Annotated in this window: 13 protein-coding genes and 1 pseudogene; 9 read left to right on the top strand and 5 right to left on the bottom strand. The window is 49.2% G+C overall.

What is annotated here, in order from left to right:
• Positions 1-10 precede the first annotated feature (10 nt).
• From BFW38_RS08945 to BFW38_RS08920, 6 genes are all read left to right on the top strand, one after another.
• A complete protein-coding gene (locus tag BFW38_RS08945) occupies positions 11-1381 on the top strand; it encodes an aspartate aminotransferase family protein (protein WP_068998069.1) in 1371 nt (456 codons plus the stop codon).
• Positions 1382-1620: 239 nt separating this feature from the next.
• Positions 1621-2742 (top strand): polyamine ABC transporter substrate-binding protein, encoded by a 1122-nt coding sequence (locus BFW38_RS08940; protein ID WP_281180390.1) that lies wholly within the window; start codon positions 1621-1623, stop codon positions 2740-2742.
• A 257-nt stretch (positions 2743-2999) separates the two neighbouring features.
• Positions 3000-4139 carry a polyamine ABC transporter ATP-binding protein gene (potA, locus tag BFW38_RS08935; protein ID WP_068998068.1) on the top strand — a complete coding sequence of 380 codons (1140 nt, stop codon included), beginning with the start codon at positions 3000-3002 and terminating at the stop codon, positions 4137-4139.
• Complete coding sequence (locus BFW38_RS08930) at positions 4136-5038, top strand: ABC transporter permease subunit (RefSeq protein WP_068998067.1); 903 nt, start codon at positions 4136-4138, stop codon at positions 5036-5038. Before potA ends, BFW38_RS08930 begins: the two co-directional genes overlap by 4 nt.
• The gene (locus BFW38_RS08925) at positions 5035-5877 is read left to right on the top strand and encodes an ABC transporter permease subunit (protein ID WP_068998066.1); all 843 of its coding nucleotides are present in this window, start codon (positions 5035-5037) and stop codon (positions 5875-5877) included. The genes BFW38_RS08930 and BFW38_RS08925 overlap by 4 nt, the downstream gene beginning before the upstream one ends.
• 239 nt (positions 5878-6116) lie before the next feature.
• On the top strand, positions 6117-7340 hold the full coding sequence (locus BFW38_RS08920) for an EAL and HDOD domain-containing protein (RefSeq protein ID WP_068998065.1): 1224 nt from the start codon (positions 6117-6119) through the stop codon (positions 7338-7340).
• A gap of 21 nt (positions 7341-7361) precedes the next feature.
• On the opposite strand, the gene BFW38_RS08915 is transcribed toward BFW38_RS08920, so the two are convergent.
• The 3 genes from BFW38_RS08915 to BFW38_RS08905 form a co-directional block, all read right to left on the bottom strand.
• The gene (locus tag BFW38_RS08915) at positions 7362-8522 is read right to left on the bottom strand and encodes a cation diffusion facilitator family transporter (protein WP_068998064.1); all 1161 of its coding nucleotides are present in this window, start codon (positions 8520-8522) and stop codon (positions 7362-7364) included.
• A 76-nt stretch (positions 8523-8598) separates the two neighbouring features.
• Positions 8599-9762 carry a 1-acyl-sn-glycerol-3-phosphate acyltransferase gene (locus tag BFW38_RS08910; protein ID WP_068998063.1) on the bottom strand — a complete coding sequence of 388 codons (1164 nt, stop codon included), beginning with the start codon at positions 9760-9762 and terminating at the stop codon, positions 8599-8601.
• Between the two features lie 143 nt (positions 9763-9905).
• Complete coding sequence (locus tag BFW38_RS08905) at positions 9906-10820, bottom strand: recombination-associated protein RdgC (protein WP_068998062.1); 915 nt, start codon at positions 10818-10820, stop codon at positions 9906-9908.
• A gap of 381 nt (positions 10821-11201) precedes the next feature.
• Here BFW38_RS08905 and BFW38_RS08900 point away from each other — a divergent pair, with 381 nt between their 5' ends.
• Positions 11202-12167 carry a calcium/sodium antiporter gene (locus BFW38_RS08900; protein WP_068998061.1) on the top strand — a complete coding sequence of 322 codons (966 nt, stop codon included), beginning with the start codon at positions 11202-11204 and terminating at the stop codon, positions 12165-12167.
• Positions 12168-12316: 149 nt separating this feature from the next.
• On the opposite strand, the gene BFW38_RS08895 is transcribed toward BFW38_RS08900, so the two are convergent.
• Entirely contained in the window at positions 12317-12898 is a 582-nt protein-coding gene (locus BFW38_RS08895; protein WP_068998060.1) for a superoxide dismutase, read from the bottom strand.
• 567 nt (positions 12899-13465) lie between these two features.
• On the opposite strand from BFW38_RS08895, the gene BFW38_RS08890 reads away from it, so the two are divergent.
• Positions 13466-14590 carry a coiled-coil domain-containing protein gene (locus tag BFW38_RS08890; RefSeq protein WP_068998059.1) on the top strand — a complete coding sequence of 375 codons (1125 nt, stop codon included), beginning with the start codon at positions 13466-13468 and terminating at the stop codon, positions 14588-14590.
• A 185-nt stretch (positions 14591-14775) separates the two neighbouring features.
• Here the strand turns inward: BFW38_RS08890 and BFW38_RS08885 are convergent, their stop codons facing one another.
• Positions 14776-14985: a hypothetical protein gene (locus BFW38_RS08885; protein WP_068998058.1), complete on the bottom strand. Its 210-nt coding sequence runs from the start codon at positions 14983-14985 to the stop codon at positions 14776-14778.
• 694 nt (positions 14986-15679) lie between these two features.
• Here BFW38_RS08885 and BFW38_RS18175 point away from each other — a divergent pair.
• Positions 15680-16984: pseudogene (locus tag BFW38_RS18175) on the top strand (DEAD/DEAH box helicase); the annotation flags it as partial.
• Positions 16985-17446 lie beyond the last annotated feature (462 nt).

The raw sequence follows: 17446 nt of genomic DNA, 5'->3' as shown, positions 1-17446 counted from the left end.
GGAGAGATCAATGTCAGCAGAGATTGAAACCAGCCGATTACAGCAACTGGATCATGCGCATTTTATGCACCCTTTTACGGATCACAATGATCTGGGAGCGAAAGGTACACGGATTATTGAACGGGCGGATGGCGTTTATATCGAAGATACTGCCGGTCAGAAGATTCTTGATGGCATGGCTGGTCTTTGGTGTGTGAATGTGGGATACGGCCGCAAGAGCATCGCTGATGCGGTCTATGAACAAATGCAGACATTGCCTTTCTATAACAGCTTCTTCCAGTGTACTCACCCACCGGCTGTCGAGCTTGCGCATGAACTGGCAACGTTGGCACCTGAAGGGATGAACCATGTGTTTTTCACCGGATCAGGATCAGAATCCAATGACACGGTACTGCGGATGGTTCGTCACTATTGGGCGCTAAAAGGACAGCCCGAGAAGCAAGTCATGATCACTCGAGAGAATGCCTATCATGGTTCCACTGTAGCGGCTGCCAGTCTTGGGGGCATGAAGCCGATGCACCGCCAAGGAGGGTTACCGATTCCAGGCATTGAGCATATCGCACAGCCTTATTGGTTTGGCGAAGGCGGAGCTTTGTCTGCTGATGAGCTTGGTTTGAAAGCGGCGCAAGCCCTGGAAGCGCGCATTCAGGCGGTTGGCCCCGATAAAGTCGCGGCTTTTATGGCCGAGCCGGTTCAAGGCGCTGGCGGGGTCATTATCCCGCCGGCGAGTTATTGGCCCGAGGTAAAACGGATTTTGGCGCAATACGACATCTTACTGGTAGTGGATGAGGTGATTTGTGGTTTTGGTCGCACCGGCGAATGGTTCGGTTGCCAATACTATGATCTGACACCGGATCTGATGCCGATTGCTAAAGGCATGACGTCTGGTTATTTGCCGATGGGTGGTGTGATTGTGGCGGATAAAGTCGCTGAGGTTTTAGCGGCCGGTGGTGAGTTTTTCCATGGGTATACTTATTCTGGGCACCCTGTTGCGGCTGCCGCCGCATTGGAAAACTTGCGCATTTTAAAAGAGGAAAAGATTCCTGAGTATGTTCGTGATGTTGCGGCGCCATACTTGGCTCAAGCTTGGTTGACATTGGCAGATCATCCCTTAGTGGGAGAGGCTCGGTCACTGGGGCTAATGGGGGCTTTGGAGCTGGTTCGTCACCGTGAAACACGCGAGCGTTTTGCTGAATCGCTCAAAGTGGGCGAACGTTGTCGTGATTATGCCGTTGAAGCTGGGTTGGTGATGAGAGCTGTTGGCGACACGATGATCATTGCGCCGCCATTGGTCATTACCACTGAGCAAATTGATGAGTTGGTCACGAAAGCACGTCAAGCTTTAGATATGACGTGGGAGGCATTAAGTTCAGAGCGGTGATGGGTGGCTCATCACGCTATGTTTTCAGCCCTGTGGTTCAGTTTAGGTCCGTGCATGTGTGGATCGCCAAGCAGGTGCTGAATGTGGGTCAAAGATGTACTGATGCTGTTAAGCAGCATGGTGATGATAACAATAAATCAGGGTAAGCAATCTAGAGTTGAGTTCATAACCAATAACTAACGCTTAATAAAGCGTTTTAGATGAAGCGCTTTAGCCCACTAAGCAACCGGGAGGCATCCATGACATCACAAGGCTTAATGAGTGGCCGAGTTCAGGCGTTACTGGCGGCAAGCCTAATGACGGCATCCATCGGCTCAATATCTTCAGCGCATGCTGAAGATATCGTGAATATGTATAACTGGTCGGATTATATTGCGGAAGACACTTTAGATAACTTCCGCAAAGAGACGGGGATCCGAGTTCAGTATGATGTGTTTGATAATAATGAAAGCTTAGAAGCCAAACTATTGTCAGGTCGTTCTGGTTATGACCTTGTGGTCCCTTCAAACAATTTTATAGCCAAGCAAATTAAAGCCGGTGTCTTTCAAAAACTGGATAAAAGTTTGCTAACAAACTATGACAATCTTGATCCTGTTTTATTGAAGCAGCTTAATAGTGTTGATCCAGATAACCAGTATGCCGTGCCCTATTTATGGGGAACTGTAGGGATTGGCTATAACGTTGATAAGGTGAAAAAGATCCTTGGTGAGGATGCACCGGTTGACTCCTGGGCACTGCTGTTTGACCCGCAGTATGCCAGTCAATTAGCGGATTGTGGCATCACCATGCTGGATTCGGGAGATGAAATGATTCCCGAAGCGATGGTCTATGCGGGCGTTGATCCCAGCTCTGAAAAGCCTGCTGATATTGCTCAGGGCGAGGCTATTTTAAGCAAGGTGCGTGACTATGTGACTTATTTCCATTCATCTCGTTATATCTCCGATCTGGCTAACGGTGAAGTTTGTGTCGCTGTTGGTTATTCCGGTGATGTGTTGCAAGCCAAGGCCCGAGCTGAAGAAGCTGGCAATGGGGTGAATGTGGCTTATCGCATTCCTAAAGAAGGGGCTAACGTATGGTTCGATATGTTAGCTATTCCTGCCGATGCGGCTCATCCCGAGCTTGCTCATCAGTTGATTAATTATCTATTGCGCCCCGAAGTCATTGCGAACATTACCAATTATGTCGCTTATGCCAACCCCAATATTAAAGCTCAGCCTCTAGTTGATGATGAGATTCGAACTGACCCTGGTGTTTATCCTCCTCAAGAGACTTTAGAGCGGCTCTATATTCAACAGCCGCGCTCTATGCGTGCTCAACGATTGATTACCCGGACTTGGACCCGGATTAAAACGGGCCGTTAATTGATCGCGCGCATTGAGACGAGCGCATAGGACATCTCCTGTGCGTTTCTGGATGCCTGTTTTAATGGCAGCAAGTGTTGTTGACGCAAGTGCTTTGAGTCTTTCGGATTTGATGGTGTTTTGTGAGGCCATGGCGTTTTAACTTTGTGGTGTTTTAACGCTGTAGTGTTTTAACGTCGTGGCGTTGAACTCACTGTTGTGATGATGTTTCTGCCCTTGCTTAAGTCACTTGTTGCACCTGTCTGAGGAGAAGGTTAATGGCTGAGACTGCCGTGACTGATCGTGCTGTAAAAGTGTCTTCCCCGCCCGCTGCCCCTCTGATTCAGATTCAGCGCGTGAGTAAGGTCTTTGATGACACCCGTGCAGTGGATGACGTTACATTAGATGTGATGCCAGGCGAAATATTTGCCTTATTAGGGGGCTCTGGCTCGGGTAAATCCACTTTATTGCGCATGTTGGCGGGATTCGAGAAGCCGTCAGAAGGGCGCATTTGGCTTGATGGTGTGGATATCACCGATTTGCCGCCCTATGCGCGCCCTATCAACATGATGTTCCAGTCTTATGCGCTGTTTCCCCATATGACGGTGGCGCAGAATATTGCCTTTGGTTTGAAGCAGGATGGTTTGCCCCGAGTAGACATTGATGTCCGAGTTCAGGAGATGCTGAAACTGGTTGATATGGCGCGTTACGCCAAGCGAAAACCCCATCAGCTATCTGGAGGGCAACGACAGCGTGTTGCTTTGGCGCGCTCCCTGGCTAAGCGCCCTAAATTATTATTGTTAGATGAGCCCATGGGCGCTTTGGATAAAAAGTTACGTACACGTATGCAGCTTGAGGTGGTGGAGATTCTTGAGCGAGTTGGCGTCACTTGCATCATGGTTACCCATGATCAGGAAGAGGCCATGACGATGGCGCAACGTATTGCGATTATGGATGAAGGCTGGATTGCTCAGGTTGGCACGCCTATGGATATTTATGAGAGCCCTAAAAGCCGCATGGTGGCTGAGTTCGTTGGCTCGGTCAATGTGTTTGAAGGGACGGTTGTGGTGGATGAGTCTGACCATGCCATTATTGAAGCACCTGAGCTCGATCAATCCATCTATATTGACCACGGTATTAGTACGTCAGTGGATGATCCCCTTGTTTGGGTGGCGGTGAGGCCTGAGAAAACGTTTCTGGATACGACTCAGCCCGAGGGTGAATATAATTGGTCCAAAGGTGTCGTGCATGACATCGCCTACTTAGGAGGGATTTCTGTCTACTATGTTCAGCTCAGTAATGGGCGTATTGTCCAGGTGAGCATGGTGAATAGTGAGCGACGTGGAGAGCGTCCAACCTGGGATGACCAAGTCTTTATCAGTTGGGATGCCAATTCTGCTGTGGTGCTGCGCTTATGATCAGTCTGATTCGCCAACTCATGACCGGGCGCTTTTGGTTGATTGCAGCCCCCTATACGTGGCTATTGTTGTTCTTTGCACTGCCATTTGCCATTGTGTTGATGATCAGTGTATCCACCGCCGCCTTTTCCGTACCGCCTTATGAAGCGGTTTTCAGCTACGCCGACCAGCAACTGAAAATTTTGCTCAATTTGGGCAACTACTCTTTCCTTTTGGATGATCCCCTGTATTACTTGGCTTATTGGGGGTCAATCAAAATGGCATTTTTTGCAACAATCTTGACGTTGTTGCTCGGTTATCCAATGGCTTATGCCATTGCTCAAGCGCCACAGAAAAATCAGACCGTGCTGTTGCTTTTGGTCATGCTGCCTTCTTGGACTTCTTTTTTGATCCGGATTTATGCCTGGATGGGGATTCTCAGCAACGAAGGCGTTATTAATGGGTTGTTGCAGGCAATGGGATTAATCGATGAGCCCATTCAGATGCTCAATACCAATTTTGCGGTTTATGTGGGTATTGTGTATGCCTATCTTCCTTTTATGATCTTGCCGCTGTATGCCAATTTAGTGAAGCTGGATTCAACATTGCTAGAAGCTGCTTCTGATCTTGGGGCGCGGCGTTTTACTGCGTTTTGGCGTGTCACGTTACCCTTATCTAAAAACGGCATTATTGCTGGCTCTATGTTGGTGTTTATTCCGGTAGTGGGCGAGTTTGTCATTCCCGAGTTACTGGGTGGCCCTGATACGTTGATGATTGGCACCGTCTTGTGGGCAGAGTTTTTCGGTAACCGTGATTGGCCTGTGGCGTCGGCATTGGCGATTATTATGCTGGTCATTCTATTGATTCCTATCATGCTGTTTCATCGGTATCAATCCAAAAGTCTGGAGGCCTCCTCATGACCCAGCCTGCTGAAAATAAGACGTGGCGTAAGGGAGGCTTTGCCAATACTGTTTTATGGGGTGGCTTGGTCTTTTTGTATGCCCCTATGGTCATTTTGATGCTGTACTCCTTCAATGCCTCCAAACTGGTGACGGTTTGGGGCGGCTTTTCATTTAAGTGGTATGGCGAGTTGTTACACAATGACAGTCTGTTAGATGCGATTTGGACGAGCTTACAGATTGCTTTTTTTACTGCTTCAGCCGCTGTACTGCTTGGGACTATGGCCGCTTTAATCATGACACGCTTCGGTGGTTTTAAAGGACGAACCTTGTTTACCGGCATGATCACTGCCCCTCTGGTGATGCCAGATGTCATTATTGGGTTGTCATTGCTACTGCTGTTTGTACAAATGGCCTCTTCATTTGGTTGGCCGGCAGATCGAGGAATGGTGACGATTTGGATTGCACATACGACTTTTTGCAGCGCTTATGTCACCGTTGTCGTGGCGTCAAGACTGCGTGAATTGGATCAGTCCATTGAAGAGGCCGCATTGGATCTAGGCGCGACACCTCTGCGTGCTTTCTTTTTAATCACAGTACCGATCATTTTGCCTGCACTGGCCTCAGCTTGGTTGCTGGCGTTTACATTGTCATTGGATGACTTGGTGATCGCCAGTTTTGTGACCGGGCCAAATGCCACGACCTTACCGATGAAAGTGTTCTCATCTGCTCGGTTAGGGGTATCACCTGATGTCAACGCATTGGCGACGGTGATTATTTTGACGGTATCTCTTGTTGTGCTATTGGCTTGGTATATCAGTCGAAGAGCGGAGCGTAAACGCTTACGAGTGGATATTTGACTTGTGCCCTATGAGTGATCACAACAGCGAGCCAAGAGTTCGCTGTTGTTTTATTGATGCATATGGTGTTGGCCAAGCATTCGTATTCGACAATATTGAAGGGTGTTATTGAGTCGTGCCATTGAGCAGTGTTATTGAGTCATGTCTGAATTTGGAGAGGCGATAAGAGCGATAAAGTAGTATTTAAAAGTCTTGATTGTGCGACTAAGCTTGTAAAATGCTTGGGTCGGGAGATCATCATGAGTGAGAGTCATTACTGTGCGGCATTACAGCCAGTTTGTGATGTGCGTCGGCAGCATATTGCCGATGAAATTCATTATCGTCATTCTGTCGAAGATGCACACGCTAAGCTCGATAATGACACTATCGCGACGGCCCGTATTCTTAATACTGTGTTTTATGATATCGGTTTGGATGCATTAGTTGGTGATCGTCTGGTTTTCGTGAGTGCGCCTTTGCAATGGGTGGTGCGCCCTCACTTATTACCAGGGCCTGCCGAACGTATCTGGTTAAATGTGTCGGCCGATGAAGTGCTGGATAGTCGTGCGCTGGAAGCTTTTAAAGTGGCCCGAGAAGCCGGTTATCACCTGGTGGTGAGCGCTGAAACTGTACTGGAAACACCTGAGCTTGAGGATGATGCGGTTTTAAAAAGCGCTGTTGATATGATCTGCTGTTCGGCAGAGGCACTGCCGGATCAGGCCCATTTGACTCGCTGGCAGCAGCTTGGGCTGCATTTGATGGCAACGGATGTGGCTAGTATTAAGCATTTCGAGCAGTGTCAGGCCGCAGGCATCAGTTGGTTTCAAGGACAGGACGTTGCTCAGCCAGAGATTCATAGTGAAACGCAGCAAAGTAAAACCGGGAACCGAAGTGTTGAATTGAAGTTGTTGTCGCTGTTATGTCGAGAAGATACGGACACTGCTGACCTGGAACCCGTGTTACTGCAATCGCCCGATTTATGCTTGAAGTTACTGCAATATGTGAATTCATCAGCGCTACGGCGGGAGAAATCCATTACGGCTGTAAAAGATGCGCTGACGATGATGGGCAATGAACGGCTGAAAAAGCTGCTAACGACACTGGTTTTATCGAGTAGTCGGCCTGTGGCTAAATTGGCGATTCCGCAAGCGCTTACACGAGCGGCTATGTGTCGTTCACTGGCGCGTGGCTATGCCGAGTTGGATGAAGATGAAGCTTTTACGGTCGGTTTATTTTCAATGATGGATATCTTGTCCGGCCGTCCTTTACCGGCGGTGATTCAAGCCAGTGGGCTAAGTGAGACAACTTGCCAAGCCATTTTGAACTATCAAGGAGAGCTGGGGCGCATCTTGTTACTGGTGATACAGTTTGAAAAGGCGAATTTGCATCACGTTAAGATGTCGGCGATGCATAAACTGAACCACCTTTATTTGAAAGCGCGCGTTTGGGCCCAGGACTTACTTGTCTCAACTGGGGCGGGTTAGCATTGCCATGAGATCAGGCGCTTAAGCATTAGGGGCGCCGACCCAAACCTTGATTTGCCCTAACCAGGGCAAATCGTGAACGGCTTGCTGAAGGCGCTGCTGTACCTCTTCAATTTCTTCACAAGTCAGGTGGGTTCGGGAATAAAATAGATCAACGTCAATGCGCTCATTAATATAGTGTAATGTGGTGCGTTCAATACCTGACCATATCTGATCTGAAGACCAGCGGGCTTGCAGTAGCGTCATCACTTCAGGGCGTAATGGGCGCATTCGGGTCGGGTCGGGCGAATCGGTTTCCGTATCATCTTCTGGATCAATATGGAAGGTGACATCAGTAATATCATCAAACTGAGAGCGAAGCTGATGTGATACCCAGACACCAATTTCGTGGCCTTCGGATACACTAATATGAGGTTCAACTTGGAGGTGGATATCTAACAGCGTGCGTCCGGACATGGTCCGGGTGCGTAAACGGTGAACGCCTCGAATGCCTTCTATCTGCATCGCCTGCTCTCGAATGGCTTGGGTGTCGGCTTCTGGTAGCGCCGTATCCACCAGTTCCCTGAGACTCCCCCACACCAAACTGGCCCCCATATGGGCGACCATTCCACCAATGACCAGCGTGCCGACTTGATCAAACCAGGGATATCCCAGCATATTGCCGACCAGTGCAATTAAGACGACGACTGACGATAACGCATCGCTACGGCTGTGCCAGGCATTGGCTTTCAGTAAAGGGGAATTGAGCTTTTCCGCTACTTTAAGGGTGTACCGGTAAATCCATTCTTTACTGAGCACTGAAAATATTGCGACGCTAATGGCTATCGCACCGGCTTCAAGCTGATGATGTTGGCCCAAGCGCCCAATACTATCCCATATTAATCCCCCCGCGACGGCGACCAGTAATGTGCCTAATAGCATGGTGCCCAAGGTTTCAAAGCGATCATGACCGTAAGGGTGGTTTTGATCAGGCCGTTGGCGTGCAACATAATTAGCAGCCAGTACTAGGCCGTCGGTCAGTAGGTCTGAGAGCGAGTGGATGCCATCGGCGATTAACGCTTGCGAATTAGCGACGAGCCCAATCACAATTTTAATGAGGCCGAGTACTGAATCCAGCGCTGCGCCCACTAAGGTGACATTACGGGCAGTTTGTGCCTCTACCTTGGGGTCAGACTGGTTCATTGCGTTCTCCTGTTTTCGCTAACCGCTACTTACTTCGCTGGCAACATTTTGGCGGGTGACTTGCCTAGTGAATAGCTTACTTGGCTGATAACTCATTCAGCCAGTTTTTGACCGGATTGGCATACATCGCCAACCATTGTGGCTGCAAGGCTTTGGGACAGGCGCCTAAGCGATCATTAAACTCAGCTTCTTCTTCTGTTGTCATTAATGGGGCCTGTGTCATGTCGCCGCCTAGATATTTATACGCTAACCAATTGCTGGGAAAGAGGTGGTATAGCTCTCGTATTTGATCATCAATAGCCTTCGCTACTGCTTCGGCATTCTCAAATTTGTCTGACAGTTGGCGGCCAAAGCGGACGCTAACACGGCCTTTGTAACCACTGATACCGCGTGCAATGCTTTCAATATCTTCAAATTCTGTTTTGGCATAGTCACCCTCGCTGGCCTTCATGGTCAGCTCACGGGCTTTCTGTAGATCGCAAGGGTCATACTCATAGCTGATCGCAACGGGCACAATATTGAGTGAGTTGACCGTTTCCGTGAATGAGGTGTCGGTTTTTTTATCCGCCATTTGAAACATTTTGATGATGGCTGGATCTGTACGGTCTATCCCATCTTTGGCGCGGCCTTCACGCTGTGCGATCCAGATCGGTTGGCGGTCTTGCTTTAAGGTATGGTGAATATAGCGAGACAGTAGCGAAAAGGCGGCCATCATCTCACGGATACCTTTAGCTGAACGCCGCACAATAAAGCTTTTATTCAGGCGCATCAGGTCTGTGGCATAAGGCTTTTTAAGTAGGTTATCGCCAATTGCAATTCTGACGGTCGAGCGCCCTGCTTCATACAAGGCGTAATTGATAAAAGCTGGGTCCATGGCGATATCGCGATGATTGCTGACAAAGAGGCAGGGTGGATCTTCGGGCAATTGAGCTAAGCCCTTAACCTCAAATCCATGGGTGGTTGTGCTGATCATGCGCTGCATGAAATCAGCGATATACAGCTGAAAAGTATGTACATCGCTGATGTCACCTAAACGGCGCTGCAATACCCGGCGTACTCCCCAGCGTAAGAGCGGCGCTAGGAGAGAGTCATGCCATGTTGGAAAGCGAAAGCGCACCAGTGCATTGAGTAGTTCTTGATCGTGAGCTAATCGCTCAATGACCTCACGAACTTCACTGTCTTCGTAAGGGCGGATATCATCAAAAGCCTCTGGTGAGGCATGCATGCGTGCGGTTTCCATGAGTCTCTATTGTTAGTCTTAACGAACGGAAACGGCAGTAGAACTGCCGTACGAATTGATGTGTTTGTGTCTTTGGCCTTGATTATGCCTAGAGGTGAATACCTTTACCCTAGGCTAAACCGTGAGCCTTGTCAGCCGCGCGACTAGGCTGTTGTTCGCCCTGCAGGGCCGCCTAACAGTGAAACCAAGCGCGTGATGAGTGGCGCAAGTGTGCGGCTCATCAGAATAAATTCAGCATCTAAAGCCGTCATCGGATCTTGGTCTGGGTTGGCATCGCTGGCTTCTTCCTGCAGGGCATCAGCGAATGTTAAACCCTTCATGACCCATTGATCTGTTAGGGTGAATTGAATCTGATCTTGCCAGTCCAATGCGAGCTGTGTCACGCGCTTGCCGGCTTCCAGGTGCTGGCGAATCTCATCGCTGGCTAGGTCTTGGCCACGACAGCGAATGACGGCTTGTTCATCTTCACCATCTCTCAATTCACAGCTTTCTTGAGGCGTTAGGTCGGCTGGCGCCGCCTGTTCAATCCATTGGGTCATTAATGTGGATGGCGATTGTTGTGTCGCCATTGGAACAACCGGGAAACTGCCTAGACTTTCACGCAGTGCATTTAAGGCCAGTTCAGCTTGTTTTTCGCTGCTGGTATCGACAATGACCCTTTGTGTTTCATTATCCAGCCAAACCCAAATGTATTTGGATCGGGTAAAAGCACGTGGGAGCAGCTCTGCACGAAGATCTTCCAATAATGTTTTCTGTTCTTTGCGTGAAACCTTACGGCCTTCTTCCGCTTCGATTTGTTCAACTTTTTCGTGTACCTGTTCCTTCAGGACGGCTGTGGGCAAGAGGCGTTCTTCGATGCGAAGTCGCATTAAGTAATGGCGTGCTTGCTCGTGCACCAGCAGGTCTTGACCGGGCAGTACGGACACCCAGCCATAACGGTGAGCTTCTTGGCCGCTACAGTGTTGAAAGCGCTTTTCCTCAAGTGCGCTGCGTAATGAGTCCAGGGGCCATTGGTCGTCGGTACGGGCTTGGTAGACTCGCAGAGCTTTAAACCACATGAGTGATATCCTTGAAAAAATGGAGCGCTATTATCTCTGATCCGTTCCCCAATGACTATGGTCTTATGAGGCTGAGTTTTGAAAGACGGTCGAAGTGTCGGCAGTCCATTGTAGAAAAAGATGATCGAATCTAAAAAAAGCAAAAGCTTGAGTAAGTGATGAGTCCCAAGCGGTTGTCAAAGCGTCGCTATGGTGTTGTTAAAGTGCTTTAAGGACATCTCGGCGTCATTAGGGGCATGAAAGGGTTATAAGACCATGAAAGGGCCATAGAACCATGAAAGAGTGATAGGGTCATGCATGTTTATCCGTTAGACTGGCGCCACTTAATTTTACCCTCAGTTTCTCTTTCGCATCACTAAACTGCTGAATATGGAGGCATGTGTGAGCATCGCAATATTGGCCGTGATCGCTGGTTTGGCCCTGCTGGTCTGGAGTGCGGATAAGTTCGTTATGGGCGCTTCGGCAACTGCGCAGCAGATGGGCGTCTCTCCTCTGGTGATCGGTATGCTGATTATTGGTTTCGGAACGTCTGCACCTGAGTTGATTGTGTCTTTGCAGGCTGCGTTGGAAGGGAATCCTGGCCTCGCCTTGGGTAATGCCGTGGGGTCTAATATTGCCAATATCTCTTTGATTCTTGGTGCAACGGCATTGATGATGCCCATTGCCGTTCAGTCTCGAGTGATCAAGCGTGAAATCCCGCTGTTGTTAGGGATTGCTGTTTTATTATTTGTTTTGATGTGGGATTTTCATTTAGGTGTGGTGGACGGCATCATTCTGTTGGTGCTGTTATTTGGCATCATCGGCTTCAATTTCTGGGAAGCTCAACATAGTGAGTCAGACGCCTACTTGGATGAACTCGAAGAAGAGTTGCCGCCGGAAATGCCGATGAAAAACGCGGTGATCTGGACCGTCGTTGGGCTTTTACTGTTAGTGGGGAGCTCTAAACTTCTGGTTTGGGGCGCTGTGTCTCTGGCCCAGACGTTTGGTGTCAGTGATTTGGTGATTGGCTTAACGATTGTGGCGATTGGCACTAGCCTTCCTGAGTTAGCCTCTAGTATCGCGGCTGCACGTAAAGGCGAAGCGGAATTGGCGATTGGTAATGTGGTAGGTTCTAACCTCTTTAATAGTCTCGGGGTGATCGGTATTCCTGGAGTGCTGGCCCCATTTGCGGTTGATCATGTGGTTTTGCATCGTGATCTGCCGATTATGACGGGGCTGACAGTTTTGATGCTGTTTATGGCGTTAGGTCGAAAAGGGCCGGGCCAGATCAATCGCTGGGAAGGGGTTATTTTATTGCTGATGTTCGTGGGTTATCAGGCGCTCTTATTTAATGAGCAAGTCAGCTAATCATATGGCTCGTCGAGAAGCCTGTGATGTGGTGATTTAAAGCGCTGCTGTTTAAAGATAAAAAACCGCCGATATCCTCGGCGGTTTTTTTGACTCTCATCATCGTGGGTCGTTTTCAAAGATCAACCCCAGATGATCAGTGTTCATCATTAAGCAAAGTTTTGATTAACGAAGTCCCAATTAACCAATGACCAGAAGGCATTCAGGTAATTCGGACGAGAATTACGATAGTCGATGTAGTAAGCATGTTCCCACACATCAACGGTTAGCAGTGGTGTTTGACCGTCTGTCAGCGGGTTGCCTGCATTGGAAGTATTGACAATTTCAATGCTGCCATCGCTGTTTTTGACCAGCCAAGTCCAACCTGAACCAAAGTTAGCCGCTGCTTTTTCATCAAAGTCTTTCTGGAAGTCGGCGAAAGAACCCCATTTGCTGTTAATCGCATCAGCAATGGCACCTTTTGCTTCGCCACCACCGTTCGGTGACAGGCAGTTCCAGTAGAAAGTGTGGTTCCACACTTGGGCCGCATTGTTAAATAAGCCGCCTGCAGGTGCTGTCTTGATCAGTTCTTCAAGAGACTTACCCGCGTTGTCAGTACCTTCAACTAGGCCATTCAGCTTCGTCACATAAGTCTGGTGGTGCTTACCGTAGTGATATTCCAAAGTTTCCTGAGAGATGTGCGGTTCCAGGGCGTTTTTTTCATACGGTAGTGCGGGCAGTTCAAATGCCATGATCAGTCTCCTTATCTTCTCATCATCAAGAACCCCTGAGTGCCAGGATGCCAAGGGTTCCCATTCATTATCATCGTTCAGTGTGTCATATGGGGGTCGTTTTTTTCTTTTCAACACCTATTAAACACACGGGGCGAGCGCCATATTGCTACAGCCATGACTGCTTGATGTCCGCATAGCGAATAGCATTCAATGGCGCTTCTGAGACGCTGATATCAATCAAGTTGTGCGGCAATCCTGTTGGTAATCATGTCGATTATCATAAGGCTTACGGCCATGGCGATACCTGTCATCGTTACACGCTGTCATGGGTGCTGAATTTTGCCGTGACCAAACAGTTAAAAGGATAGCACCGTCAATGAATCTTGGGAATCCGATTATTTTACTAGGTCTTTATCTGATCGAAGGTGGTAAGGCTATCGAAAACCCAGGGGGTGCTTTTTATTCTGGAGATTTTATGTTGTTGTGAAGTTCAAACTCGAGTGTTGAGATAGTGATCTTGACATAACCCTTTGCCAGCAGCTGAAGACTTGGCACAATGCCTACGACACTTTCAGGAACCTGACTATGCAAGATCGCGAAGAACCGAAGCTGAATCTGGATACGCCTGAAGAGCCGGCAGCGCCTAAGCGCCATGAACAACGCTCACAGGATGACTTGGCCCAAGACAAAAGAACACGTCAAGATGCTGAAACTTCATCGGCAACGCAAGCGCCACCGCAAGCTGCCCAGCCAATGCCGGAGCAGGCGGTGACAGGTTCTGATGATGATGTGAGCGAGCCTGACGCGGATGCAGCAGCGTCTAAGTCTACTCCTGCTAGCCCTTCATCTAAGCGTGCGTCAGAAGCCCCGCAACGGGCTCAAAGTGATGCCTCATCTTCATCCCGGCGCCAGGCATCAAAACGTCATGCGGCAGCGGGCTCAGGGCAAGGGCTTAGTTTGTTTGCATTACTCGTTGCGTTAGGTGGCGTGGGTTTCGGTGGTTGGCAGTACCTTCAGGTTCAGAAACTTCAAAATGGATTGCTGACGTTAGGTGATCGGGTTGAAGAGCTAGAGTTACAGCTGTCTGCGACAGGTAAGGATCTGTCCAGTGCTGGAGAGGGGTTCCGAGAACGGCTGGATACTGTTGACAGTGAAATACGCAAGCTTTGGGATTTATCCAATAAACGTAACCGACCTAATATCGAGTCTTTGCAAGGCAAGGTTGAACGCTTGGATACGGCTCAAGAAGGGTTGAGTGGCCGCTTGGAGAAACAGACGGCGCAGTTACAGCAAATGGATGGTCGAATTGACCAGATGGTCAGTACATTGCGCGATGAGGTGAATGCCCAGGCGCAGCGTGTGACCCGTTTACAAGATCAGTTAGCGCCTCTACAAGATCACCTCGATCAGCTGAATACCCGTATCACGGTCTTGCCTGGCCGTTTGGATGATCAAAAGAAACAGTTAGATAGTCTGCGTAATACATTGGCGAGCATGGATCAACGTTTAACTGAGCTGGCGGTTGCTTCTAGTACTCAAGCGGATCAATTATCTTCCCTTTCGGCAGATGGTTTGGCGCAGATGCAGCAGGATGTGAAAACGCATCAAGAGCAGCTGCGTTCTCTGGAGGCCAGTCGGCGCCAGTTGACGCGCCGGGTCACTCAGTTAATGGACCAGCTGAGGCAGATGCAAACAGACGCTAATCAGTAATGACTTTAATGTCCTCTTGACGTGTTGATCACTGCCACGCCTCCGATGCCTGAGCATTTGCTGAGGCATCATGCGTGAGGTGGTCTGTCTTGGTGTTCTAATTGATGGCGTTATTGATACGTTTAATGGATGAGCTTAAGTGCCTACTCATGAATGTTAAATTCGTGTACTTAAAATGAGTGCACTTAGGCGTCTGAATTTTGCTCATCACGGTTCATCTTTCGTGCTGCCTGCAACTTGCGCTGCTGACGCTTTTTCTGATGGTGGCGTGAGGGTGGGCCTTGACGACCTTCCTCGCGGGCGCTTTGGCGAGCGGCTCGAGCGGCTTCGCGACCACCTCCCGTTTTGATACTCAATTTGCCTGCCAGTGAGCGGGTTTTTTTCTTGCGAGTCATAATCTTCTCGTGAAAGGGTGACTGACTGAATGTGGCGCAGCTGCGACTTTTTGTCGGAATTCCCTATGATCAATCGAATTCCCCCTCGTGCCTTGGTTTTTGTGCATTGACTCTTGTGCATTGGTTCTAGTGCATTGGTTTAAGGCATCGTCGACTTACCACATAAGTCATATAAGACAACCTCATGATCAATACAACGCTTAATACAACAATCAATATCACCGTGCCGGTGAAAATAGAAGGCATAGGGCTGTCCAGCCGTGACGTGCGATTTTATCAGCTCATTGGGTTGGCGTCTGCGCTTTTGCATGGCTTGCTCTTGGGTTTTCGCAGGCCTGACGACACTAATCTGTGATCTAAATGCGGTTTATCATGCAATTTGCTATGAGAAGTTGGTATCATTGCGCCCTCTGAGAGGTTTTCGGCGTACCATGCCACTTCTCTGATGAGTGACTTGGACAGACTTCATTGACTGCGACTTCAGTCTGACATCACTGTATCGAACTGTTTCCCAGAGGGGTGTGATTTTGGGGAAGACATGATGGAGATGATTCATTCGTGAGGTCATACCAAGTCAAGACAATATCCCGTTAGGCTTCCCATTTCCAAGCGGATACAAGGCCCTTAGGTCTTGTGTCTTTCTATCTATGGGTCGGCTTTTTATCCACTATAGGCAATTGTTCGAGGTCGTGTTTTGACTGAGCAGACTACCGCTTCCAACTCCAGTGCAACGCAACCCAAACGCCGTCGTCGTCGCCGTGGCGGTCGTCGCCGTGGTGGACCGCAGCGCCAGCAGACCCAACGCCAATCGGTTGATAATTGGTCCTTGGATCAATTTCAGGTGCCTGTTGCAGCGGGTAAAGTTCGTTTTCATGACTTTAACTTGCCGCTGCCCTTGATGCAGGCCGTTCAGGCGCAGGGATTTGAGTACTGCACACCTATTCAAGCGCAGTCACTGCATTACACCTTGCACGGTGTCGATCTCATCGGTAAGGCGCAAACGGGAACCGGTAAGACTGCAGCGTTTTTGATCAGTATCATGACTTACTTCCTGGAAGAGGAAGTGCCGGATGGCCAGAAAATTGGTGCCCCAAGAGCGTTAATTGTCGCGCCAACCCGCGAACTGGTGATGCAAATTGCCAAAGATGCTAAGGCCATGGCTGAGTTTGCAGGTCTGAATGTGGTGAGTGTTGTGGGCGGTATGGATTATCAGAAGCAACGTGATCAACTGCGGGGTGAAAAGATTGACTTGCTGGTCGCGACGCCAGGACGCCTGCTGGACTTTCACAGCAAACGCGATCTTGACCTTCGCCAAGTGGAAGTGTTGGTGCTCGATGAAGCGGACCGCATGCTGGATATGGGCTTTATTCCCGATGTGAAGCGCATTATTCGGGCGACACCACGTAAAGAAGAGCGCCAGACCATGTTGTTTTCGGCGACCTTTACCCAAGACATCATGAATTTGGCAGAGCAGTGGACGATTAAGCCTCAGCGTATTGAAATTGCCTCTAAAGTGAATGCTTCTGAAAACATTGAGCAGCATGCATTTTTGGTCAGTGACAGTGAAAAGCTGCAGCTCATGAAGAATTTGCTCAAGCGCTGGTCATTAGATCGTGTGATTATCTTTGCCAACCGCCGAGATATTACCCGTGATTTACATCAGGCGCTGCGCCAAGACGGCTTTAACGTTGCGTTGCTTTCTGGCGAAGTTGACCAGAAAAAGCGTGTCGCGACGTTGGAACGTTTCCGTGCAGGCAAAGTGGATGTTCTGGTGGCGACTGATGTGGCCGGTCGAGGGCTGCATATTGATGATATTAGCCATGTTATCAACTATACCTTGCCTGAAGACCCTGAAGACTATGTGCACCGGATTGGTCGTACGGGGCGTGCTGGTGCTAAAGGCACTTCTATTAGCTTTGTAGGCGAAGAAGATGCTTTTGCGATGCCCGCCATTGAGCAGCTAACAAAAGCGAAACTTCCTTGTGTCTATCCGCCTGAAGAGCTGGCCATGACTGAAGGACAGTTTGAGGATCGAACGGACGCGTTGGCAAAGGATGAAGCTGATAAAGCACTTGATGCTTCTCGCAAAGCTCTGGACGCTAGCGCTGTGAGTGAGCAAGCTGAGTTGACCGATAAGCCCTCTGAAGGAGGTGATGCCGCATCGCTGTCAGCGCAAGAGGCTCCCGTTGAGAGTGCTTCGGTAGAGACAGTGGTCGTTGAAACGACCCAGTCTCAAAGCGAAGAGCAGGTTCAAAGCGAAGTGACGGCCCCTGCGGCAGTGACGCCTTCTACTGATCCTGTGACCTCGGCTGAACGAGCGGCCTCTGTGGAATCTGAAGCGGGCAATGAAGCCATGGTAAGTGACACGCCGTCCACGTCTATCGAAGACACTTCAGCAATACGCGAAGTGGTACAAGAAGTGAATGAAGACGGTGACATTACCGGGGTTAAAGTGACCGTT

This window comes from Terasakiispira papahanaumokuakeensis, from assembly GCF_001709345.1.
GTDB lineage: Bacteria > Pseudomonadota > Gammaproteobacteria > Pseudomonadales > Halomonadaceae > Terasakiispira > Terasakiispira papahanaumokuakeensis.
Note: the sequence above shows the minus strand (reverse complement) of the source record. Positions and strands in the feature narration are given on the sequence as shown.

What these genes read in the sequence shown, in the direction of transcription:
- BFW38_RS08945 (WP_068998069.1), top strand. Translation starts at nt 11, where the DNA reads ATGTCAGCAGAGATTGAAACCAGCCGATTACAGCAACTGGATCATGCG.
- BFW38_RS08940 (WP_281180390.1), top strand. Translation starts at nt 1,621, where the DNA reads ATGACATCACAAGGCTTAATGAGTGGCCGAGTTCAGGCGTTACTGGCG.
- potA (WP_068998068.1), top strand. Translation starts at nt 3,000, where the DNA reads ATGGCTGAGACTGCCGTGACTGATCGTGCTGTAAAAGTGTCTTCCCCG.
- BFW38_RS08930 (WP_068998067.1), top strand. Translation starts at nt 4,136, where the DNA reads ATGATCAGTCTGATTCGCCAACTCATGACCGGGCGCTTTTGGTTGATT.
- BFW38_RS08925 (WP_068998066.1), top strand. Translation starts at nt 5,035, where the DNA reads ATGACCCAGCCTGCTGAAAATAAGACGTGGCGTAAGGGAGGCTTTGCC.
- BFW38_RS08920 (WP_068998065.1), top strand. Translation starts at nt 6,117, where the DNA reads ATGAGTGAGAGTCATTACTGTGCGGCATTACAGCCAGTTTGTGATGTG.
- BFW38_RS08915 (WP_068998064.1), bottom strand. Translation starts at nt 8,522, where the DNA reads ATGAACCAGTCTGACCCCAAGGTAGAGGCACAAACTGCCCGTAATGTC.
- BFW38_RS08910 (WP_068998063.1), bottom strand. Translation starts at nt 9,762, where the DNA reads ATGGAAACCGCACGCATGCATGCCTCACCAGAGGCTTTTGATGATATC.
- BFW38_RS08905 (WP_068998062.1), bottom strand. Translation starts at nt 10,820, where the DNA reads ATGTGGTTTAAAGCTCTGCGAGTCTACCAAGCCCGTACCGACGACCAA.
- BFW38_RS08895 (WP_068998060.1), bottom strand. Translation starts at nt 12,898, where the DNA reads ATGGCATTTGAACTGCCCGCACTACCGTATGAAAAAAACGCCCTGGAA.
- BFW38_RS08890 (WP_068998059.1), top strand. Translation starts at nt 13,466, where the DNA reads ATGCAAGATCGCGAAGAACCGAAGCTGAATCTGGATACGCCTGAAGAG.
- BFW38_RS08885 (WP_068998058.1), bottom strand. Translation starts at nt 14,985, where the DNA reads ATGACTCGCAAGAAAAAAACCCGCTCACTGGCAGGCAAATTGAGTATC.